Source organism: Pelagimonas sp. (assembly GCF_050633425.1).
GTDB lineage: Bacteria > Pseudomonadota > Alphaproteobacteria > Rhodobacterales > Rhodobacteraceae > Pelagimonas.
Genome location: NZ_JBOEGM010000004.1, coordinates 506,230 through 527,050, shown reverse-complemented (window position 1 = coordinate 527,050; position 20,821 = coordinate 506,230). Strand labels below are relative to the sequence as shown.

General features: G+C 55.5%; 19 protein-coding genes, 1 tRNA gene and 1 pseudogene. 8 read left to right on the top strand and 13 right to left on the bottom strand.

What is annotated here, in order from left to right; translation table 11 throughout:
- The 3 genes from ACRBB0_RS04500 to ACRBB0_RS04490 are packed head-to-tail and all read right to left on the bottom strand — an operon-like array spanning position 1 to position 2,271.
- The gene (locus ACRBB0_RS04500; RefSeq protein WP_431373200.1) at positions 1-915 is read right to left on the bottom strand and encodes a flavin reductase family protein; all 915 of its coding nucleotides are present in this window, start codon (positions 913-915) and stop codon (positions 1-3) included.
- Positions 912-1,700 (bottom strand): alpha/beta fold hydrolase, encoded by a 789-nt coding sequence (locus ACRBB0_RS04495; protein WP_431373199.1) that lies wholly within the window; start codon positions 1,698-1,700, stop codon positions 912-914. Before ACRBB0_RS04495 ends, ACRBB0_RS04500 begins: the two co-directional genes overlap by 4 nt.
- Positions 1,672-2,271 (bottom strand): amino acid synthesis family protein, encoded by a 600-nt coding sequence (locus tag ACRBB0_RS04490; RefSeq protein ID WP_431373198.1) that lies wholly within the window; start codon positions 2,269-2,271, stop codon positions 1,672-1,674. The genes ACRBB0_RS04495 and ACRBB0_RS04490 overlap by 29 nt, the downstream gene beginning before the upstream one ends.
- 106 nt (positions 2,272-2,377) lie before the next feature.
- On the opposite strand from ACRBB0_RS04490, the gene ACRBB0_RS04485 reads away from it, so the two are divergent.
- On the top strand, positions 2,378-3,250 hold the full coding sequence (locus tag ACRBB0_RS04485) for a LysR family transcriptional regulator (protein ID WP_431373197.1): 873 nt from the start codon (positions 2,378-2,380) through the stop codon (positions 3,248-3,250).
- A 103-nt stretch (positions 3,251-3,353) separates the two neighbouring features.
- Here the strand turns inward: ACRBB0_RS04485 and ACRBB0_RS04480 are convergent, their stop codons facing one another.
- Complete coding sequence (locus ACRBB0_RS04480) at positions 3,354-4,637, bottom strand: flavin-dependent oxidoreductase (RefSeq protein ID WP_431373196.1); 1,284 nt, start codon at positions 4,635-4,637, stop codon at positions 3,354-3,356.
- Positions 4,638-4,825: 188 nt separating this feature from the next.
- On the opposite strand from ACRBB0_RS04480, the gene ACRBB0_RS04475 reads away from it, so the two are divergent.
- Positions 4,826-5,989: an acyltransferase family protein gene (locus ACRBB0_RS04475; protein WP_431373195.1), complete on the top strand. Its 1,164-nt coding sequence runs from the start codon at positions 4,826-4,828 to the stop codon at positions 5,987-5,989.
- A 351-nt stretch (positions 5,990-6,340) separates the two neighbouring features.
- On the opposite strand, the gene ACRBB0_RS04470 is transcribed toward ACRBB0_RS04475, so the two are convergent.
- The 6 genes and pseudogenes from ACRBB0_RS04470 to ACRBB0_RS04445 form a co-directional block, all read right to left on the bottom strand.
- Positions 6,341-6,730: a DDE-type integrase/transposase/recombinase gene (locus ACRBB0_RS04470; protein WP_431373194.1), complete on the bottom strand. Its 390-nt coding sequence runs from the start codon at positions 6,728-6,730 to the stop codon at positions 6,341-6,343.
- A 68-nt stretch (positions 6,731-6,798) separates the two neighbouring features.
- Positions 6,799-7,233, bottom strand: a pseudogene (locus ACRBB0_RS04465) (aldehyde dehydrogenase family protein); the annotation flags it as partial.
- Between the two features lies 1 nt (position 7,234).
- The gene (locus ACRBB0_RS04460; protein ID WP_431373193.1) at positions 7,235-8,773 is read right to left on the bottom strand and encodes a tripartite tricarboxylate transporter permease; all 1,539 of its coding nucleotides are present in this window, start codon (positions 8,771-8,773) and stop codon (positions 7,235-7,237) included.
- A complete protein-coding gene (locus ACRBB0_RS04455; protein WP_431373192.1) occupies positions 8,774-9,241 on the bottom strand; it encodes a tripartite tricarboxylate transporter TctB family protein in 468 nt (155 codons plus the stop codon).
- Between the two features lie 69 nt (positions 9,242-9,310).
- On the bottom strand, positions 9,311-10,306 hold the full coding sequence (locus tag ACRBB0_RS04450) for a tripartite tricarboxylate transporter substrate binding protein (RefSeq protein ID WP_431373191.1): 996 nt from the start codon (positions 10,304-10,306) through the stop codon (positions 9,311-9,313).
- A gap of 34 nt (positions 10,307-10,340) precedes the next feature.
- A complete protein-coding gene (locus ACRBB0_RS04445; protein WP_431373190.1) occupies positions 10,341-11,276 on the bottom strand; it encodes a dihydrodipicolinate synthase family protein in 936 nt (311 codons plus the stop codon).
- Positions 11,277-11,382: 106 nt separating this feature from the next.
- Here ACRBB0_RS04445 and ACRBB0_RS04440 point away from each other — a divergent pair, with 106 nt between their 5' ends.
- The 3 genes from ACRBB0_RS04440 (at position 11,383) to ACRBB0_RS04430 (ending at position 13,647) form a co-directional block, all read left to right on the top strand.
- The gene (locus ACRBB0_RS04440; RefSeq protein ID WP_431373189.1) at positions 11,383-12,378 is read left to right on the top strand and encodes a Gfo/Idh/MocA family protein; all 996 of its coding nucleotides are present in this window, start codon (positions 11,383-11,385) and stop codon (positions 12,376-12,378) included.
- A 20-nt stretch (positions 12,379-12,398) separates the two neighbouring features.
- Entirely contained in the window at positions 12,399-13,100 is a 702-nt protein-coding gene (locus tag ACRBB0_RS04435) for a FadR/GntR family transcriptional regulator (RefSeq protein ID WP_431373188.1), read from the top strand.
- A 175-nt stretch (positions 13,101-13,275) separates the two neighbouring features.
- Entirely contained in the window at positions 13,276-13,647 is a 372-nt protein-coding gene (locus ACRBB0_RS04430; protein WP_431373187.1) for a hypothetical protein, read from the top strand.
- Between the two features lie 341 nt (positions 13,648-13,988).
- On the opposite strand, the gene ACRBB0_RS04425 is transcribed toward ACRBB0_RS04430, so the two are convergent.
- Positions 13,989-15,071: a Hint domain-containing protein gene (locus tag ACRBB0_RS04425; protein WP_431373186.1), complete on the bottom strand. Its 1,083-nt coding sequence runs from the start codon at positions 15,069-15,071 to the stop codon at positions 13,989-13,991.
- 1,864 nt (positions 15,072-16,935) lie between these two features.
- On the opposite strand from ACRBB0_RS04425, the gene ACRBB0_RS04420 reads away from it, so the two are divergent.
- A complete protein-coding gene (locus tag ACRBB0_RS04420; protein ID WP_431373185.1) occupies positions 16,936-17,220 on the top strand; it encodes a hypothetical protein in 285 nt (94 codons plus the stop codon).
- A gap of 449 nt (positions 17,221-17,669) precedes the next feature.
- Here the strand turns inward: ACRBB0_RS04420 and ACRBB0_RS04415 are convergent, their stop codons facing one another.
- Both ACRBB0_RS04415 and ACRBB0_RS04410 read right to left on the bottom strand, forming a co-directional pair.
- The gene (locus ACRBB0_RS04415; protein WP_431373184.1) at positions 17,670-17,912 is read right to left on the bottom strand and encodes a hypothetical protein; all 243 of its coding nucleotides are present in this window, start codon (positions 17,910-17,912) and stop codon (positions 17,670-17,672) included.
- A 302-nt stretch (positions 17,913-18,214) separates the two neighbouring features.
- Positions 18,215-18,291, bottom strand: a tRNA-Arg gene (locus tag ACRBB0_RS04410).
- A 132-nt stretch (positions 18,292-18,423) separates the two neighbouring features.
- Between ACRBB0_RS04410 and ACRBB0_RS04405 the strand changes: the two genes are divergently transcribed.
- The gene (locus ACRBB0_RS04405; RefSeq protein ID WP_431373183.1) at positions 18,424-19,449 is read left to right on the top strand and encodes a LacI family DNA-binding transcriptional regulator; all 1,026 of its coding nucleotides are present in this window, start codon (positions 18,424-18,426) and stop codon (positions 19,447-19,449) included.
- The gene (locus ACRBB0_RS04400) at positions 19,449-20,648 is read left to right on the top strand and encodes a winged helix-turn-helix domain-containing protein (RefSeq protein ID WP_431373234.1); all 1,200 of its coding nucleotides are present in this window, start codon (positions 19,449-19,451) and stop codon (positions 20,646-20,648) included. The genes ACRBB0_RS04405 and ACRBB0_RS04400 overlap by 1 nt, the downstream gene beginning before the upstream one ends.
- Positions 20,649-20,821 lie beyond the last annotated feature (173 nt).

The window sequence follows — 20,821 nt, the reverse complement described above, 5'->3', positions numbered from 1 at the left end:
TCAGGTCCTTTCAGGAAAAAGGTGAACATCGCCACGCTGCGAATCCCCGACATAGAGGCCAAAGCTGCGGGTTTTCGCTTCAAGGGCGAAGCGGTTCATCATGTCAGTGATGGGTTGTGAGACGAATTTTAGCTCGGGAATATCGTGGATTGGATAAGCCTTCATGGCCCCCGAGCCAGCGGCGCTTGCCGTCGCGAGGAAGTAAGAACAATGCGTTTTGCCTGCATCAAACACAGAATAAGCCGGGCCAAGCGTGACTGGCAGGCCCCTCTCTTCCAATCCAGTAGCGAGGCTCTGCCGCAGGTCGCCCCGATCATCGGTGATGATCTGCGGTGGACGAAACCCTGTTTCGGTTCTCTCAAGCAGGACGTTGTCGCCAGCGGTTATGATAGCCCCGCCAAGAGCCGCGCTCCCTGTGTGTTCAAGCGCGGCACGCTCCAATCCAAGGCTGAAGAACTGCCCGCCAGCATACCCAAGGCCGCGCCCGGCGTTTTGGGTCAGATCTTGGACCTCGCCGATCAGGATCGAATGATCCCCGGCGTCAATCGCGCGATGCGTTTTGCAGGAAAACTGTGTAAGCGCGCCGTCAATCAACAGGTTGCCCAAGGCGTCTTTGCGGTGAGGAACACGCGCAAAACGGTCGCCCTTAAAGCTGGCGAAAGTATTGGCCACGTCCTCTTGGCCTTCGGACAGGATGTTGACAGCAAACTGAGAGCAATTGGCAAAAACATCGTAAGTCGAGAGAAAATTGCCCGGGCAAACCAGCAGGAGCGGCGGATCGAGCGAGACCGACGAAAACGAATTCGCCGTAAACCCCACCGGTGTTCCATCCGAAGCTGTGCTGGTCACGACGGTAACGCCCGTCATGTAACTGCCAAAAGCAGTACGTAGCGCGCGTGGATCAAGGTCCATCATGGCCAAACCTCCTGGGCCAACCCCAAAAGCGCGTCGTTCACAGCGGGCGCGTGGGTCATCGGCATCATATGGGCCGCGCCCTCAATAATCAGAGCGCGCCCAAACGGGGCCAGCTCGGCCATGGCCTGCGACATGGCCGGGGTTGAGTTCGGTTCAAGAGCACCTGTTGCGAAAAGCGCAGGGCACGCCAAAGTTGCCAAAGCCTCCCTCTTGGGACCATCGCCATTGGCAAACGCCGTGTACGCCTGTTTGTAGGCCGCAGGATCAACCGCCCGAAGCCAGCTATCGCAGGCGCGTCTTTCGGGGGACTCGGACGTATCGAACCAGCGCGCAAGTGTCGGTGTTGGGCTGGGCACGGTGATCCCGTCAAGCGCATTTGCACGCGCTTGCACCGCAGCAGCAGCCTCGGGGCTGCGTTTGAAAATCGCATTGAGCGCGACCACCCCCACGACATTTTCCGCGGCGCGATGGGCAAGCTCAAACGCGATCATCGCCCCCATTGAATGCCCCACCACCAGAGCAGGCTCGGATAGCGATTTCAAAACAGGTATATAGGCCTGAACGAAGTCATCCAATGTCGCCTGCCCGGACAGGCCAGCGCTTTGGCCGTGACCGGGCATGTCGGGCGCGATCACATGATAGCCGCCTGACAGCATCTCGATCTGCGCGCCCCATGCCTCGGCTTGCAATCCAACGCCGTGCAATAGAAGCACCGGGCGTCCCGCACCGACCTCGATCGCCGAGAGGCCCGCAAGCTCAGACCGAGGCAGGGTTGTCGAGGTCATGGCCCAAATCTTTCAAATCCTGATAACGATCCCCAATCCGGTGATGCGGCCGCCCTGACGTCGCAGCCCCCAGCACGACAACAACTTCGTCATCACGCGGTGCGTCGGGAATTGAAAACTGAATGGTCAAATAATGCGACCGCCGTCCCGCATCATTCTTGTCCATCAGCGGGACCATGATTGGCGCGTTGGCCGGGCCACGTGTGTTCGTAAAGGCAAGATAGGATTTGGCCTCGACAGCCTCGCGGTAGAAATTGCCGAACCGCAGCGTGTGTATCAGCCCAGACGCGTGCTCGATCTCGCCATCCAGACCGACCACAGCGGCTTTGCCATAAGCCTCAATCGCGGCACCACTCCCGGCGAGTGCGATCATTCGCTCGGTCATCATTTCACCAAGGACGGGACCATAGGCGCGGATCTCGGGCGAGAGATCTTCGACAAAGCGACCGGCCCAAGGATTGCGCACAACAGCCGCAACCGCAAACATGCGCCATGGTGTACCAGCGGCGCGAAACCCTTCGATAAAGACCTCTTCATCATAGGTTACGATCTTCCTGATTTCAGGATTCATTCCATTCTCCTATTCGCTGTAAGAGACGTTAAAAAGCGGGGAAATTTTTGACAAACGAATGAATTATGCGCTTAGCTATTAGAAAGACTAATAGCTGGATTGACCCATGGCAAAATCACTTCCTCCGCTCGGCTGGCTGCGATCCTTTGAGGCCGCAGCACGACACCTGAGTTTCACCGCCGCTGCTGAGGAAATGAGCCTTACGCAATCGGCTGTCAGCCAACAGGTCAAATCGCTTGAGACGCGGCTTGGGGCGGCTCTTTTTATGCGTCATGCGAGGGGCTTGGCGCTAACCGACGCCGGTCGTCGACTGTTGCCGGAAGTCGAGGCACCGCTTCAGGCCCTGACCTCGGCACTGGACGTCGTGGACACCGGGCCGGCAAAGAACCTGCTGACAATCGCAACATCCGTGAGCGTCGCCCATTGGATTATCGCCCCACGATTGCCCGAGTTCACAGCGCGGTTCCCAACCCTCCGCGTGAGAATTCTCAGTGCGATCTGGCCTGATGATTTCCACTCGGCCCGTGCCGATGTGGAAATTCGTTTCGGATCCGCCAAACAGGCCGGGAGCGACGCCGAGCCACTGATGCCAAACCGGCTTATTCCATTGAAATCACCCGCTCTTAAGGGCGAGCTGCATGACTTGCCATTGATTGAAGCTGTGGGAACTTCAAGCGGGTGGCAATCTTGGGCCAAGACGGTTGGAGGCACGCCCAGCCCGTCCTTGTACACGGACACCTATGGCATGGCCTTGCACCTTGCTGCGCATGGCAGTGGCGTCGCCCTCGTCAGTGAATTGCTTGCCGATCACGCCTTGCAAACCGGGCTTGTGGCGCGCGCGCATCCCGCTTCGATACCGGGCCATGAGGGCTATTACATGTCGATAAACAAGGACAAACCAGCAGCCGTGGATTTTCGCGATTGGTTGGTCAGCAAAATGCCTGTGTCAGCGGGCCAAGCACCGCTTGACCCCACCTAACATTCCTTAGGACACGGGGTGCGCACCTTGTTTGCACGCAAGGTGAGGTGCCTCTTGCAACGCCTTGGGGCAAAATCCGCCCCGCGGCACTGGCAAACTCAATCTAACCAGAGACTTTTGCCCCCGGCGCAATGGTCGGCGCAGCTGCGTTAAGGGTGTCGCGTGCGAAACCTGCCGCAGCCTTGTATTTGGCCATAAATTCATTGCGCTCGTCTTGCGGGATGATCTGCTCGATATCATCAAAGTCACCGCCACAACGGTCATTGACCATATTGAGCAAGCCAAAGGGGCCCGCCCCACGGTTGCGCAGGATCAGAGCCGACACAGGCTCGCAGAGTTCATCGTCAAAGGCGGCAAGTGCCTCTGATCCGACACCCTGCTCCAAAAATTTCGCGCCCAAGGTTCTTGCATCAATAATGGCTTGGCTCGCACCATTAGACCCGGTCGGATACATGGCGTGCGCCGCGTCACCCATCAAAACAACCGGCCCATCGACCCAAGTGGGGACGGGATCGCGGTCAATCATAGGGTTCTCATAGGCCATATCCGCCCCACGGATCAGCTCGGGCACATCAAGCCAATCAAAGGTCCAGTCTTCGAAATGGTGAATGAAATCTTCAAGCCCGACCTGCCGAAACCAACCTATGTTTTCATGCGCAGAGGGGTCATCATAGGTCACCTCGGCGATCCAATTGATCAACGCCAGCCCGGTGTCAGGATCAGGATGTGAAATCGGATAAACAACCATGCGATGCGCATGTGTCCCAAGCCCGATAAAGGATGACCCAGTGCGCGCCGGTTTTGCCCAAGACGTACCACGCCACATCACCGCACCGCCCCAATGAATGGGAGGCTGGTCGGGATGCATTTGCGCGCGAATGGCCGAATGGATACCGTCTGCCCCGATCAGCACCGCACCAGTTTCGCGCAGTTCCTGACCGTCCTTTTCAAGGACAAGCGTCACGCCACCGTCTTTGTTGATCTCGTACCCCTTGGCCCGATGGCCTTGGCGAATGGCGTCGGGGCCGGCCTGTTCCACGAACTTGCGTAGGAGCGCCATGTGGAATTCACCCCTATGAACCCCGTATTGAGGCCAGTTGTATCCCGCCAATTCACCACGGCTTTCAGAGTATATCTCTTGGCCGTTCTGACCGACCAACGCCCATTCCTTGGACGGAACCCCAAACTGATCAAGCTCTGCGGCGCTAAACCCCAGATCAAACAGCTCTCGCACAGCGTTGGGCTGTAAATTGATACCAACACCCAGCGGTTTCAGTTCGCGAACGGATTCGAAAACAACGCATTCGACGCCAATCTGATGGAGTGTCAGCGCAAGCGTCAGGCCACCAATACCACCACCCGCGACAAGAACTTTTTGACCGGTCATGTAAAACTCCTAATGGGACTACCCAAATACCAGCTTTGACAGCCATGTCGATAGAAACGGATACGTACATCCTGGGCCTGATCGTGGCCTCATAGCCCGCCCCACGGCCAGCCTGTACTTTCCATTTGGATTTCGACGCATGACCTTGTTGCAACCTTTGAGGAGTGAGGTTCGCGTCCTTTGGAAGAATGGCGGAGGAGATGACAGGGCCGAACGATCATTCTGCCATTGCAGCAACAACCAATGTTTGGTTTAGTCGAATATGTAAGTTTCTAGGAATAGTATCGCTGCATATGAAGCAACAACGTGCGTTTGAATGGCTCGACTACGGTCGTTTCCTGGCAGCCCTGTCCGTGGTTTTTTTCCACTATACCGCGTTGGATATCAGCAACGGAACATTGAGCAATCTTCAGCCAATTCCATTTGTGACCGCTTCGGCGGCATACGGTTTCCTTGGCGTCGATTTTTTCTTCCTGATCAGCGGATTTGTCATCAGCATTTCCGCAGAGGGAAAATCAGCCAGCGATTTCGCCATCGCCCGTTTTGTCAGACTTTGGCCGACATTCCTTCTGTGTATGACGCTCACCACCATCGCAATATTTCTGCTAAGCACCGACGGCGGAAAACCTGATGTCTTTCGGTATATCGCAAACCTGACAATGGTGCCCGCTCATATCGGCTTTCGGCCTATGGACGGTGCTTACTGGACCCTCGCCTTCGAGATCATCTTTTATATTCTGGTCTTTCTGATCATTCTCTTAGGGCAAATCAAACATTTCGAAACCCTCACAAAGATATGGCTAGCCGGAATAATAGTCGCCTATTTCACGGGTCATAGCTTGCTGATTTTCAGCTATTATTTCGCACTCTTCGCAGCGGGCGGCTTGTTCTCGATTGTCATGAGACACGGGTTTTCCACCGCACGTATCATCTTCCTCATCGCCGCTTATGTTTTTTCAACCTATGTCGCTATTGAAAAAGGGACTGCCAGAGGCATTGCCGATACGTTCACGATATCGCCTTGGGTCATTGTTGCGATCTACACCGTTTTCTATCTAACCTTCCTGATTTTCTCGACGTCCCGGCTTGGAGACATCAAGCTGCCATACTCCAGAAAAATCGGCCTGATGACCTATCCGCTGTACCTGTTGCATTCAGAAATAGGCGGCCTTGTCTTGGCGGGCGTGGCAACAGAGCAAAACAAATACGTCGTGATACCGGTGACCATCGGCGCGATGATCCTGCTCAGTCTGGCGATCGTAAATTATTGGGAGAGACCGCTCAAGACGTTCTGGACCAACAGCGCCAAGGCTGTAATCGGCGCTCTTCCCGTACCAAAACGCAGCCTTTAATCGGTCGCAAGTGCCACCTAGGCTGGGCCAAAACGCCGATTTCCTGCCGGAGAAATGCAGTTGTTGCGCAAAAGTGAGAACCACCGGTTTCGCTAGGTGAATCACCTTATCAAAATCAACAGGCTACAAGTCATTGGGAATGAGGAAAGAGAAGATCTACGCACGAAAACAATAGCTTACGAAACAATTCTTGAATCTTTATTCTAGATTTCTGTATGCCCACAGACAGCCCCCTAGCTGTTGTCACATTGACTGAAGGGGCGGCAGTCAAGGCTGGTAGGTGACGATCTTAGGCGATGCTGCTCACTCGTTTCCACGCGAGGAGAGCTTCCATCCCGTGGTAGAGAAAGGTCAAGGCGGCACATCCGCGAGCTGGAACAGAGAGACAATTGCGGACTGCGGAATGGATGGGCGCGAAGCATTGCAGGCCGCCCTGAGAGCGATAATCTGCATCACACGTTCCCGCTTTGGGACCGGCAAATGGCTGTTTTCGTCGCGATTTTTGAGCCACTTGTGCGACCAGTGATCCAGCCAAGGCATAAGATCGCGCTTGGCCGTACCGTATGAGCAAAGCTTGTCCGTGTTTATCCGCTCGGGAAGAGACCCACACGTTTCAAGACCTTGCGATGAAACCTTTTTAGCGGCCGGTTTGTCCCGCCGGGATTGGGGCATCTCGTCCAGAACGACGCCGTGTTGATCAACAGCGCGCCAGAGCCAGAGCGTCTTGCCGGAAATCTTCACAACGATATCAGCGGTGCACGGATGCACCGAATGCCCTTTAACAACAACAGGGCAACCGGCTCGATGGAGCGTTGCACCATACACAACTCGGGACGCGGCAGCGGTGCGTGATCTGGAAGCGCCGGATCTTAACGACGATCTAAATACTCTCCAGCGGGAATATGGAATGCAAACAACCGCAACTGGCCGATTGTCCGCCCCCCGGCTCTGCCAAAAGCCGCGCCTCGGCAGGCCTGTTTCGGCGGATCCGATCCGGGTGATGTGACTGGTGCGCGCCTCGATCTGATCGGCGATTTGGTCTAGGAACGCGGCGCGGGTTTCGCGGGGCATGTATCCAAATGTCCAAACGCATCCTCGGCCACTTCGCAGGCCTGATCGACCAATGCAGCCGTGCCATCGGCAAATTCATACGCCGGACCTTGCGCCGGGGCCGATTGAAACGTGGTTTCACCTGCAATCCACTTGCCGGCAATCAACTGCCGCCCACTTAGAGAATACCCTATGTTAACTCTCCTCAGGGGTTTCACGCGACGCAACACCGCGTCCTTGAGACGCCTTTCGCCAAACTAGCTTTCCAAGAACACTGGCCCAGACCAGCAGCACAATCACCCCAAGGACCGATGCTATCGGGCGATCAAAGAACCCCGAAAAGGCCCCCCCGGACTTGATCATTGAGGTCAGGAAAGTGCGTTCAAGCATGCCCCCGAGAACAAGCCCCAGAATGATCGGCGCGATCGGAAAGCCGTTGTCCTCCAGAACCCACCCCAATAGGCCGATCACCAACATAAGGGCGATTCCATAGCCCGAGTTCGTCAAGGCGAACGATCCCACGATGCAAAACGTCAGGATCAAAGGCAGGAGAACGCGCCGCGGAACGATCAACAGGTATCGGGCCAGTTTCACCGTCATCCATCCCAGGGGCACCATGCAGACCACCGCCAGCAGGAAGATCATGAATACGGCATAAATAATGTGCGGGGTTTGCAGGAACACGGTCGGCCCGGGGTTGATCCCCTTCATGTAAAGCACACCGATCACGATGGCCGTCACGCTGTCGCCGGGAATTCCAAACACCAAAGCCGGAATCCACGATCCGCCGACAGCCGCGTTGTTGGCGGCCGACGCATCGACCAGCCCTTCTACCTCGCCCTCGCCGTAGCGGTCGGAATTCTTTGAGAACCGTTTTGATACGGCATAGGCCATCCACGCCGCGATATCGGCCCCTGCGCCCGGCAATGATCCGACCAATGTTCCCAAGGTCGAGCTGCGCAAAATATTCCAAGGATGCTTTTTGATCAGCGCCCCCAACCCAGCAAACAAAGGCCCCTTGGTTGGCGGAACCTGAGGCAAAGGGGCCGTGCTGTTCATACGAATGGCACCGCGCAAGATTTCACCCATTGCGAACAATCCAATCATGGCGGGCACGAATTCAACGCCGGCCAGCAGGTTGATGTTGCCGAAGGTAAAGCGCGGCGTGCCCGAGGCCGGGTCAAGACCTACCGTCGACAGCGCCAAGCCAAGCAACAGCGCCAAAGCGGCCTTCAGCGGATCGCTTGAACTTATGAAGATCGCGCAGGACAGGCCCAGAAGCACAAGCCAGAAATATTCAAATGAGGTGAATTGCAGCGCAAATTCCGCCAGCACGGGGGCCGCAATGATCAAGACAAGCACGCCAAACAACCCGCCAATGGCCGACACCAACAGGCTGGTCCCAAGGCTCAGGTTCAATTTTCCGGCGAGCGCCAGCTTGTGGCTGTCCTCGACATAGGCCGCCGAGGCGGGCGTTCCCGGCATCCGCAACAAGGCGCCGGGAATATCTCCGGCAAAGATCGCCATACCGCTGGCCGTCACAATGGCGGAAATCGCCGGGATGGGATCCATGAAGAAGGTCACCGGAACCAACAGGGCCGTCGCCATTGTTGCGGTCAGGCCCGGCATGGCCCCCACAAACATGCCGAACGCCCCGGCGCATAGCACCACAATCAGCGTTTCGAATGAGAAAGCTAGGGCCGCGGCTTGGGCCAACACGTCGAGAGAGACCATCTAAAGCACCCCCTCAAACACGCCGCGCGGAAGCGGCACTTCGAGAACCATGGCGAACATAATCCAACACAGTGCAGTGCCTGCCAACGCGATCAAAAGGCTGGAGACCAACGACATCCCGAACCACATGAACAGCGTCATAAGACTAACCAAACAGACTGGCAAAAAACCCACGATGGGCCCCAAAAGGATATGAGACAGCGCCGTTCCAACCACAAAAAGCGCCGCAACCGCTCCGGGCTTGGTTCTGAGTTCCGCGCCAATAAGAACCCAGTTTCCGCGGCCCTTTGGAAGATCGCGCAGGATCAGCAGCGTACCGCAAATCACAAAGGCACCGCCAAGAATATTGGGCAGCAGCGACGCGCCATAGGGTTGCCCCGGAAAGGTCGGAAACCCGGCGGCCTGAATCATAAAAAACCCGCCCAGCAAGATGAAAAGCGCGCCAAATATTGTATCACGGAGTGTCATTATTATCCCTCAACGTCTGGGCGGGATGCACCAAGCTGCGCCCCGCCACAGTTTTCTGCACTCAAGGGATTACCCTTTTGCCAGCCCCGCGGCCGCAAGCGCGTCAGCCATCACGGAATCCGTTTGCGCCATCATTTGCGCATGCGCATCAGGGGCCAGATACTTGATGCCGAAACCACGGCCGTTCATGAACTCGACAAATTCGGGATCGGTCGAAATTTCGGACAACGCCGCGGAAACAGCAGCAGCAGCAGCCGCATCCATGTCTTTGGGTCCGCAAACACCCCGCCATGTTGCAAGCGAGAATTCTTCGCCTGCTTCCTTGAGCGTCGGCACATCAGGATGAGAGCCAACACGCTCGTCCGCCATCAACCCCAGGTTTACGGCACGGCCAGCGTCAACCATGGCTTTGGTTTCTGCCAAGGACACGGTGACCAGATCGATGCCACCGGCAACCAAATCCTGCAGCGCAGGCGCGGCCCCCTCGGATGGCACCCAAGTGACGTGGTTAGGTGCCAAACCCATCGAAAGCAGCCAACCGATCAACGCCAGATGCCAGATGCCGCCCTGCCCGGTTCCCGACGCTTTGAATGTGCCCGGCTCCGAAGCCTTGATCGCTTCGGCAAGGCTCGCGATGTCTTGGTAATCACTCTTGGACGACACGGTCACACCCGGACTGTCGGCGTTCATCAGACCCAGCGGCGTATAGTCTTCTGCCGTGAGGTCAGTCAGCCCGACATGGTGCATCATCGTGATCTCAACCGTGACCAGACCGATGGTATAGCCGTCCGGCTTTGCGTTCGCGATGGCCGAATGCCCTACAACGCCGGATCCTCCGGTGCGGTTCACAACGTTGAAGCTGCCGCCCAGTTTCTTTTCAAGCAACGCCGCGATCATGCGACCTGTTGCATCCGTACCGCCCCCGGCACCCCATGGCACAACCACAGTTACAGGGCGGCTCGGATAGCCCGCCGCGAACACCGCGCCCGGCAATACAGCGGCGGCCCCAAGTGCGGCTGAGCCAGCCAAGACTGAGCGACGATTTACCTTGATGGATTTGGACATTGTGTTTCCTCCCATTGTGTCCACAGAATTGGCGTCAGAGCTTGCGCGACTTGGCGAACTCCTGTTCCACGTTCATTAGTTTTGATGCAGCGTCGGCGACCCGGGCTCTCTGCTCGTCGGTCAAACCATGAGCGGGCAGTTGGATCGGCCCTGTATCCGCCAGACCCGACAGGGCGACGGCTTCGTGCAACACCCGAATTTCGCTGATCTCGTTGCGCAGGTTTTCCAGATCGGCAAAGGGCTCTAACAGCCGTTTGGCCTCGCCCTCGCGCTTAAGCCGCAACGCGGTCAGCAGCGCCGTGGACAGGGCCGGGGCAATGCAGACACAGCCCGCCGTGTAGCCTGGTAATGCATAGTCAAGCATGTGGCGCACGGCCGGTGGCTCGCCAAAACCGGAAATCACCCGGTCAACACCCACAGCCGCAATAATCTGATCAAGATAGCTGTCTCGCCCCTGCCCTGTACGCGGCACGGCGTATTTGACGCCAAACACCGCGCCCTCACGAAAGAGAGCCTCCAGAATGTCTGCGGCCAGATAGTTGTCGGTCTTGATATAAACCAGAACCTGAACGCCCGCTTCGGCGTGGAACTGCCGGATCGCATCGGCGACCCCTTGTTGGGTCATCGGCGCCACAACCGGCAACAACAGGGCCACCGGAAAGGACCGGGATGAAAGGACCTTGGCTTGATCTTTCATTTTGCCCGCATCCGGCCCGATCGATGGCAAAAGCCAGGTTCCATCCGCGCTAAGTGCGGCCAGGCGATCCAGCCAATCGGCATAGTTTGCCATCGGCCAATGTTGGGCCATTGCGTTGCCGCCATACAGAATGGTCGACACACCGCCCGCTTCTAGATGCTGGATGATGGCCTTATTCGCAGCGTCGTCGAACGTCCCATCCTGCGCCAACGCGAGCGGCGGCACGGCCATAACAGATTCAGACAAAACACCTTCGGACAAATTAGTACGCATTTTCGATCCCAAACTTGAATTCATCAGATTCGTAATGCAACTTGTAAAATACGTCAATAGGTGTATTTTTCCCAAAGTTTCTACACTTCGATGGATGGTTAACCATATGAAAACGCTAAAAATTGCGATTGCCGGAGCGGGCGCGATCTCGGAATTTCACCTGAAAGGCTGGCGGGAACAGGACGGCATCGAGCTCTGTGCGATCTGCGATCCTGACCCAAAGCGCGCACAGGCGCGGGCCGATGAATTTGGGATTCGTAACGTGTTCGCCGACACCGAAACCATGTTGCTCAAAACACGCCCAGACGCGGTGGATATCATAACGCCGGTCAACACCCACGCCCCGTTGGTGCGCCTTTGCGCTGATTTGGGGATCGACGTCATGTGCCAAAAGCCAATGACCCCCACAGTTCCCGAGGCCGAGGCCCTGATCGAATACGTCGGCGACCGCGTGCGCTTTATGGTTCACGAAAACTATCGGTTCCGCCCGCATTATGCCGAAGTCGGCAACCGCATCCAAAACGGCGAGCTTGGCAAGGTCCGACATGCCCGTTTAACCGTGCGGTCGTCTTCCGTCTTTGACTACGGGGACAAAACACCGTTTCTGTTGGGTCGGCAGCCCTATTTTGGCGTGTTTACCCATCTTTTGGTATTTGAGGTTCTGATCCACCATCTAGACGCCTTGCGCTCGATCTTTGGCGAAATGACAGTTGTGGCGGCCGCGCTGGATCGCATAAATCCCGTTCTCAACGGCGAAGACGCCGCCGTCATCACCTTGCGCAGCGAAGATGGTGTTTTGATTGTTATTGACGCAAATATCTCGGCGCTTGGCTATCCACCTCTGCCAACGGATCGGCTGGAAGTACTGGGCGAGGCCGATACTTTGGTTCTGGACCGCGAAACGATCAGCTTGCTTTCAAGAAACGAGCCGGTCACGATCCATGATCTGCAGGCCAACTATCAAGCGTGCTTTTCCGGTGCCGTGCGCGAGTTCGCAAACGGCTTGCGGACCGGGGCTCCTTTTGCCACCGACAGGCTGGACAACCTGAAAACACTGCGCCTAATGTCATCTGTTTACGAAAAAGCGGGCAATCCTCTTTAGTCCCGATAGGAGCAATTTTGATGCAAGACCGACAATCCCAAAGTCGCAGTCTTTCCGAGCAAGTCTATGATCGCCTTTTGCAAGAGATCATAGACGGCACCTACCCAATTGCGACGCGGCTGCCATCAGAAGACGCGCTTGCAAAAGCTTGTGGCGTGTCCCGGCCGGTCTTGCGTCAGGCTTTGGCCCAGTTGCGCAAAGACGGAATCGTTGCAACCCGACAGGGGTCGGGCAACTTTGTTCAACGCCGCCCCGAAAGCTCCGTCAGCTCCATTGTCCCCCTCAGCTCAATCTCCGACATCCAGCGGTGCTATGAATTCCGTATGGATTTCGAACCCATTCTGGCCCGCTTGGCGGCGATGCGACGCACGGATGAACAACTTGATAAATTGGCCGCCGCAATCGCGCATTTCAACAAAACCTACCAAATGCAAGAAACCGGCACCGAAGCCGATATGGAAGTGCATCTTGCCATCGCACGCAGCACAGGAAACCCGTTCCATCTGGCGGCGCTGGAATCGATTGCCAGCCAAATCGTCTTTGGGATGAACCTGTCACGCAGTTTGACCCTACGCGCCTCTCCCTTGCGCAACGACCTTGTCGAAGCCGAGCACGAAGAGATTTTCAACGCGATCAAAGCACGAGAACCCGACCGGGCCCACGATGCCATGCTCAAACACCTGCAAGGCGCCCGCGAACGGATGTTCGTCGGCGGAAACTAACCCGTATGCATGCCCGAGAACGGGAACGCATGTGCAAAAGGGAAACCCACCTATTTCGCTGGTTGAACGACCTTATCAAAATCAACATCAGGGGCCATTTATGAGGTTTCATTCAGGATTTGAATGCGTCGAGGACAGCTAAGCGATCTACGTCGCTCTTCTTACGGAAGATATGTTGAACTTCGTCAAAATGAATTCCAATGACGCCGTTAATTTGGCCGATCTGATGACGATGCCCCAGATTTCACCTTGGATTAAACGTGCCTTCTCGCTGATCGTATATCCGACAGCGTCAGATGTGGATTTACAGCCCGATCCGGTTTTCGCCGGCGTCCCAGAGGTAAAGATACAGGGTTATGGCAAAGAAGAAGAACGGCACACGTTATCCAGCAGACCTGCTCAGCAGAGCGGTGCGGAAGGTTTTGGATCACCAGGGCGACGATGCAGACAGATCGGCAGCGATATTGTCGATTTATCAGAAGGTTGGAGGCAGCGGGCGGAGAATGGGGTCGAGCCAAGCGAGACGCGTATCCGCGCGAAGATATGAAGGACGTTTGGACGAGAAACCGGTCAGTCTATGGCGCACGCAGGCTTTGGCACGCGACCAAGCGCGAGAAGATCGCCATCGTCCGCGGCACTGGGATACATCACGCAATCGAAGCTGAGGAGAAATACAAACTCAACAGTCTCCGGCAAAATCTCTGGCAAAATCTCTGGCAAAATCTCTGGCAAAATCTCTGGCAAAACAGCGAGGTTCAATCAAAGCGCGACCAAAAACCTTTTGCATCGCCTCTATGTTTGGCAACGCGTTCTGCCCGCAAGCGTTAAGTCTTCGATAGCAATGTTGCTTTGGTACCTGGTCGCTTGCTTGACTTGCTCGCCCTCCAGTCAGACCATGGAATGTGCAAACTGCTTGGCATGAACCGCAACAGATTTTTCGGCCAGAAATGTCCGCGCAGTGTCGCCGTAGCTTTGCCGGATGACACTGGGGTTGGGTTTTCTTGTGATCACTTCCGGAAATATCGCCCTCAATTCGGAAAAAGCGACTGGATCGATCATGCGCTGCGCCATTGCGCCTGGAAAATAGCTTTCCGACGGCGCGCCTTCTGCAAAGATGATTTGATGAGCGTCGAACATCAGATGAATATAGGTAACGGATTGCTTCCCGCAGGCGACGCGAACACGTGATTTCGGGACCGAGACAAGATGCTTGGCGCGTACAAGGTGGTCACGCCCCAGCAACATGCCGTGTTGCGGAGAGACCAGCAAGTCGCGTTTCGCGCCCAACAATTGTTTGCGGATCAAGATCGGGCGCAGATTTGGGTTGGCCGAGAGCGCAGGCTGATCCAAATGTTTTTTTCCAATCCAGCGGATCGGTTGTGGGCCGTTGTCCATAGTGGTGACAAGATCGCCGACACAAAGATCATCAATCAGCACCTCTCCGGTCGGGGTCAGGATCGCTGTTCCTGGCGTAAAGCAAACAGCATAGTTGCCATCGGCTCGGCTGGCAGCGAAATTCGCAGTGTCGAGCAGAACACTGTCAATTGTCAAAGAGCGGATTGGGCCCGCTTCGAGTGCGGCTTGATCGGTATTTGCGCTTATTTCAGGAGCCAGGTAAATTTTGCCAGCCGTGTCTTGAACCAAAACTGCCGTGATCGCATCCGTTGTGCCGTCAGTATAGGTGATCGTCGCGTTATAAACCGTAATCCCGTCAAAGGTTTGCGCCGCCCCGCCGTCAATTGAAAACTGATCGTTTGAGACAAAGTTATCATCATCATACCCATCAAACACCCCGCCGCTGTACCCAGCGCCAGCTGGGGCCAAGGTTTGTATATGATTGACGAGAGGGTCGCCTATGCTGCCATAGGTATTGCCGACCAGCGCACTGGCGTTTTCGGCGGTCGCGTTGCCTTCGACTGGGTCGATTTCAGGCCCCGTACCGAGGTAGAATACTTTGAAAGTCGTCGCCATGGATACCGCACTTGATTTATTGTCCGTTACATCGATAACCGTCAAAAATTTCAGTTATCTTATGAAACAAAACGATATTGCTACGTTTTGACCAAAATGCGTTCTTTGATGTTGGGTATATCTCGCGCAATCAGTTGGCCCCAATGGAGCGAATTCAGCTTTGATGCCATTATTGCAACGTCAAATGGAGGGCGGGGGCATTCATATACATCGCAACGAAAGTCTGATGCCTTAAAAATCGGTTGGTTATATCGAAAGAGTGGCGGTTTGAGGAGTAATCCCACGAAGCGACCCTACTGGCGACAAGAACTCTGCGCGACACATAAACGCTAGCAGAGAATAGGCGCTTCGCAGGCTTCATGACTTATCTGATCGGCAGCTTTGGGCCGATTGCCGTAGATCCACCCAACAGTTTGGGGACGGATGTTTCGTCACATGAAGTCAAACATTGTTTTGCAACGGCGGTCCCAAGATGGGTAAGAGCCAACCCAAAGCGGGATGCTTCCAGAAGCTGAAGATTTCTCAGGAGATGTGCCTCAAGACCCGTGCAAGTTTTCGCCTCAGGACACCAGCGATGGCAGTGTAGCCTAACCATTTCATTCGGATGAAGAGTTTGTGCTACTTCTGACGGAAGATTCATATCGCTACTCCTCGCCCTAAAATAGTCGATTTGGTTCGCTCAAGATTGGGGAGAATTGCTTAGCAGTTCCCCTTCGCATTTCTCGGGTTCTGGAAACAAGACATCTTGTCCACAAATGGGCCACAACACGAAGGGCTGCTAAGCGGGCTGCAACCGCAGCATTGAGCTCTCATGGTTAACGGTAGCTCTGGGCCGTTGTCGGAGTGCTGCGGTCCAGCGATCTAAGATTTTGCCAACTCCACTTCTACCGCATTGCTGACCTTGATGATTGGCGCGGTAGGTAGGCTGGTGCTTTTTTCGCGCCATAAGTGTCTGCTTTTCTGAGATGGGCTCGATGTCTGAGCAGGCGTAACGAACAGCAGCTCTCCGCCCATCTTCAGATAGCTGCAATGACCCCAACTGAATATCGGTCGACACATCACAAGCGGTACCTAGCTTTTCCACAGACAAGCTTCCCGTAAATATGAAACCGTCTCATCACTCAGTTCACCGGCATATCCTACGGACACATTCCGGATGTCATTGCCTTGGACCTCCGCGCGAAACCGTCGACGGGAATGGTCACTGAACCAAGCGTTTAACCTGTGCTGAATGGGAAAATCACTCATGTCCGAATGGAACGCGACAGACAGCGTATCAATTTCGCCGGAAACTGCGGGCTGTGGTGTGTGACGATTAGTATTCGGCCATTGCGTCCAGAAGGATGCGAGCAGCCAAAACCCTCAGCCATCCAAGCGCGATGATCATTATGAACGCGAAGAATTTATCGGGCTTCAACCGGCGCTCCCGGCGCAAAATTGGGGTATCTACAGCGGGCCTGCTGGGATCTATTCGTGCTCCGATCATGTCATAGTATGCCAGCAGCAAGTCGGCGTTACGCATCGCAATGGATGGTTCGCCGGACAGGTTGAAATCCGACCCAAAAGTTCAGCAAAAAACTCTCTTATCCCCATGCAGGAGAGTCTGCGTTTGCACGAAGTGCGCGCCAGCATTCCGCGTCACTGTCTCCAGTACTGGATCGTCACTCAGATGGCCCGAGTAATAATCGTGGGTCCCAGGCAACGCATAAATCCATTCAGGTAGGATGAACTCTTCCAAGTACTGAAACACCTGCCTCCATTGATCAGCCGAACCGTTTGTTAAGTCACCGGCGAGAACCAGGGCTTCGGCGTTTCAGACGATATCTTGCAACGCCCAAATTTCGATTGGGGTCAGATATCAGCGGTGAAACCTGTCGTAGTGCAAGTCGGTCAGAACGACGATGTCTCCACTATGAAATGGAATGGTTTTGTAGGTCATGATGCGATTTCAATTCAGCACCGGCTGGCAAGTCAGCGTCTGAGCGCGGTCGAGCATTCGGCTGACGGTCCGCCAACTCAAACCAGCGTTCGCAATCGCATCGCAGTCGAAGACATCCATCAGTGCGGCCATTGCCGGATCTGGCAAATCCCGACGCGGCCGTTGGCTATTATCACCCATTTCACATGGGTCATATCGCATTTGATCTGAAAGGACGCGCATCCCAAAGTCGCCGCTGTCATGCATTCCAACAACGGCAGGAGCGCCTCCGTGAGCCTGTGACGGCTCCCTCTGCTTGAATGGACATCGCCTGCTGACGAATGGCCCGCCATGTTGCTCTCGTGGAACCGCCTGCATCAACTTGCCCGGCGTCGTGTTGGACCAGCCGCGTTGAGACCAGACGAGAGTAAATTCCGCGGGTTCACCGGTCGCGTTAATCATTGCCGCGGGCACCGAGAGGTGGGGTGCGACGCGACGTGCCCAGTGGCTCTTGCCATCCCCGGTGAGCCGACCAAGACGAGAGGGTTGAAGCGCAGCGCAGCGGCTATCTCGTCAGCCTCATGCTCTTTGGCGATACGGGAAACCGACAACCCACCCCTGAGGGCAGTTAGCCTAACGCAGTTCTCTTCAGAAGGATGTTGCATGCCAGAAGCAGCTTGCTATCTCTCGAAGACCCAAATGGCACGTCCCTTAATGCGTTGCTTGTCGGCGTCATCGACCAAGTCGTAAGGATACACGCGATCATCATCCGTCATACGACCCGCCTCAATCTCGGCGCGCTGAGTTTTCTCACGGGTTGTCTTCTGGAAATTCGTCAGCCGCTTCTGGACATCCCGCAGTTTGGGTAGGTCGTCGAGGAAGGTCAGGTTATGAAACGGGATGGTGGTCTGTGATCGGGTCATGTCGGGGTCCTTTCATAGCGCAAGGATGGCCTCGGGCTGTCGCCCGTACGATCAATGAACGTCGGGGATATGTGTTATGAAAGGTTCCGGAACCTGCTCGGCCTTTGGAAATGTGATTAGGTAAGAACTGTCAAATCGTCGATGAAAGTGCGCTTTCATGTACATGCTGAAATTGACGCATCACGTCTTTAGTATGCTGTATTTAAATAGAATAATCAGGAAGGACTTCATCAATGCTTTGGCGCACGTTACTGCTTTGTTTTACGCAAGCATTTGCTTTTTTTGACGGCATTTCCAGAAAATGGCGACCCCGGCAGGATTCGAACCTGCAACCTGCCCCTTAGGAGGGGGCTGCTCTATCCAGTTGAGCCACGGGGCCACGCACCCGTTCAATACCGCGTCGACCCGGCCTTGTCATTAGCTTGTCACGTTACCACCGCGTCATATTGGCCATCTTGTGCCCTGCGCCACGTTTGCGGTAACGTTTTCCTAAACCAAAAGGAATTCGCCCGTGACCAATGATGCTTCCCGCCCGTTGACCCTTCGTGATGTCTCCGAAGCTTCGGGGGTTTCTGAAATGACGGTCAGTCGGGTGTTGCGCAACCGTGGTGACGTGAGCCAAGCCACGCGCGAAAAGGTTCTTGAGGCCGCCAAAACCCTTGGCTACGTCCCCAACAAGATCGCCGGAGCCTTGGCCAGCCAGCGGGTCAATCTCGTCGCTGTGATCATTCCATCTTTGCGCAATATGGTCTTTCCTGAGGTTATGTCGGGGATCTCAAGTGTTCTTGAAGAAACCGAGCTACAACCCGTTGTCGGTGTCACCGATTACATGCCCGAAAAAGAAGAGCGGGTGCTGTATGAAATGCTGTCATGGCGTCCGTCGGGCGTTATCATCGCGGGTCTTGAGCATACCGACGCCGCCCGCGCCATGTTGCAGGCCAGTGGCATTCCAGTTGTTGAAATTATGGACACCGATGGCAAGGCTATTGACAGCGCGGTCGGCATTTCCCATCGCCGAGCCGGGCGCGAAATGGCCAAGGCCATTATCAAACAGGGCTACGAACGCATCGGCTTTATGGGCACCAAGATGCCGCTCGACCACCGGGCGCGCAAACGGTTTGAAGGCTTCACCGAAGCGCTTGCCAAGGAAGGTGTCGAAGTTGTCGATCAGGAATTCTATTCTGGCGGCTCCGCTTTGGCCAAAGGCCGCGAAATGACCGATGCTATGCTGTCTCGCGACCCTGACATTGATTTCCTCTATTACTCCAACGACATGATCGCCGCGGGTGGGTTGTTGCATCTGCTCGATCAAGGCATCGACATTCCCGGCCAAGTTGGTCTCGCCGGGTTCAATGGAGTCGAATTGCTGCAAGGGTTGCCGCGCCAATTGGCGACAATGGATGCCTGTCGCACCGAAATCGGCACGCGCGCGGCGCAAATTATCGCAACCCGTGTCGAAAACCCTGACGCTGAATTGGACAAACTTGTCGAGCTGACCCCGAAAATTGCCTATGGCGACACGCTCAAACGCCGGTGATCACGCTTTCCAATTCCGATGCGCGGCGCCTGTTCTTGCACAAACACGCCTTGGCCGAACCCCCGACGGGTTCTGGAAAAGGCGCGGATTTGCTCGACTTGATCACGCGCTTGGGCTTTGTGCAGGTCGATAGCGTTCGCACGATTGAGCGGGCGCATCACATGATTTTATTCTCGCGCCGACCGGCTTATCGGCCTCAAAATCTGGACACTCTGCTAGAACAAGATCGCAGCGCCTTTGAACATTGGACCCATGACGCCTCGGTCATACCAACGGAATTCTATCCGCATTGGCACATTCGGTTCAAACGCAACGATGCGCTCTTGCGCAAACGTTGGAGCGTTTGGCGGCGCGGCGGGTTTGAAGACAAGCTACAAGCGGTATTGGACCAAATCACGTTGCAAGGCGGATGCGGGTCTGGAGATGTCGGCGACGAAGAAAAGCGCGGGTCCGGCGGTTGGTGGGATTGGCATCCCTCCAAAACGGCCCTGGAATTTCTTTGGCAAACTGGCCAGCTTGCGGTGTCGCGCCGTGAGCAGTTTCGCAAAGTTTTTGACCTGACCAACAGGGTTATTCCTGAACAGCTTGCGCAGACAACGCCCCCTGAAACAGAGAGCATAAATTGGTTGTGCAACGCTGCTCTGGATCGCCTCGGCTTTGCCACCAGCGGTCAGATCGCAGCGTTCTGGGCGACAATCTCGGCGGCCGAAGCGCGCGCATGGTGTGAGACAGAGCTAACATCGGGCCGCATCATTCAGATCGGCATCGAGCAGCATGACGGGACAGTGCGCAAATTCTTTGCTCGCCCAGATGTCGAGACGCAAGCCACGGAGGCTCCTCAACCGCCAAATCGCCTCCGAATTCTGAGCCCGTTTGACCCCGCCTTGCGGGATCGAAAACGCGCTGAGCATCTGTTTGGCTTTCACTATCGGATCGAAATATTCACGCCCGCCGCCAAACGGCAATATGGGTACTACGTTTTTCCGATCCTCGAAGGGGACAGGCTTGTCGGTCGAATCGATGCCGCAACAGACAAGACCGACGATTCTTTGCGTGTCACTGCGGTTTGGCCGGAACGGGGCGTCGCATGGGGGCGCGGGCGCCAGACAAAGTTGGAAGCCGAGCTGGCTCGGATGGCCCGTTTTTGTGGTCAAAGTGGTGTAAGTTTTGCAGACGGCTGGATGCGTTCCGCAAAGTAAGTGGGGCAAATTTCCTCAGACCAACAGATTCGCAACAATGGAAGCTGGCCGTGACAGCGCCGCAACCTTCGCTCAAAAAATAGGCGATCTCACGAAAATCTGCCCTTTTACCATCCTGTTTCGTGACTCAAAATCCAAAACCCCCAACTTTGGCGCTATCAGGCGTCAGTTTT

Bases quoted from the DNA above. Each gene is read 5' to 3' on its own strand.
- ACRBB0_RS04475 (WP_431373195.1), top strand. From the start codon at position 4,826: ATGGCGGAGGAGATGACAGGGCCGAACGATCATTCTGCCATTGCAGCA.
- ACRBB0_RS04460 (WP_431373193.1), bottom strand. From the start codon at position 8,773: ATGGTCTCTCTCGACGTGTTGGCCCAAGCCGCGGCCCTAGCTTTCTCA.
- ACRBB0_RS04450 (WP_431373191.1), bottom strand. From the start codon at position 10,306: ATGTCCAAATCCATCAAGGTAAATCGTCGCTCAGTCTTGGCTGGCTCA.
- ACRBB0_RS04500 (WP_431373200.1), bottom strand. From the start codon at position 915: ATGATGGACCTTGATCCACGCGCGCTACGTACTGCTTTTGGCAGTTAC.
- ACRBB0_RS04490 (WP_431373198.1), bottom strand. From the start codon at position 2,271: ATGAATCCTGAAATCAGGAAGATCGTAACCTATGATGAAGAGGTCTTT.
- ACRBB0_RS04485 (WP_431373197.1), top strand. From the start codon at position 2,378: ATGGCAAAATCACTTCCTCCGCTCGGCTGGCTGCGATCCTTTGAGGCC.
- ACRBB0_RS04445 (WP_431373190.1), bottom strand. From the start codon at position 11,276: ATGCGTACTAATTTGTCCGAAGGTGTTTTGTCTGAATCTGTTATGGCC.
- ACRBB0_RS04415 (WP_431373184.1), bottom strand. From the start codon at position 17,912: ATGACCCGATCACAGACCACCATCCCGTTTCATAACCTGACCTTCCTC.
- ACRBB0_RS04435 (WP_431373188.1), top strand. From the start codon at position 12,399: ATGCAAGACCGACAATCCCAAAGTCGCAGTCTTTCCGAGCAAGTCTAT.
- ACRBB0_RS04440 (WP_431373189.1), top strand. From the start codon at position 11,383: ATGAAAACGCTAAAAATTGCGATTGCCGGAGCGGGCGCGATCTCGGAA.
- ACRBB0_RS04480 (WP_431373196.1), bottom strand. From the start codon at position 4,637: ATGACCGGTCAAAAAGTTCTTGTCGCGGGTGGTGGTATTGGTGGCCTG.
- ACRBB0_RS04455 (WP_431373192.1), bottom strand. From the start codon at position 9,241: ATGACACTCCGTGATACAATATTTGGCGCGCTTTTCATCTTGCTGGGC.
- ACRBB0_RS04425 (WP_431373186.1), bottom strand. From the start codon at position 15,071: ATGGCGACGACTTTCAAAGTATTCTACCTCGGTACGGGGCCTGAAATC.
- ACRBB0_RS04495 (WP_431373199.1), bottom strand. From the start codon at position 1,700: ATGACCTCGACAACCCTGCCTCGGTCTGAGCTTGCGGGCCTCTCGGCG.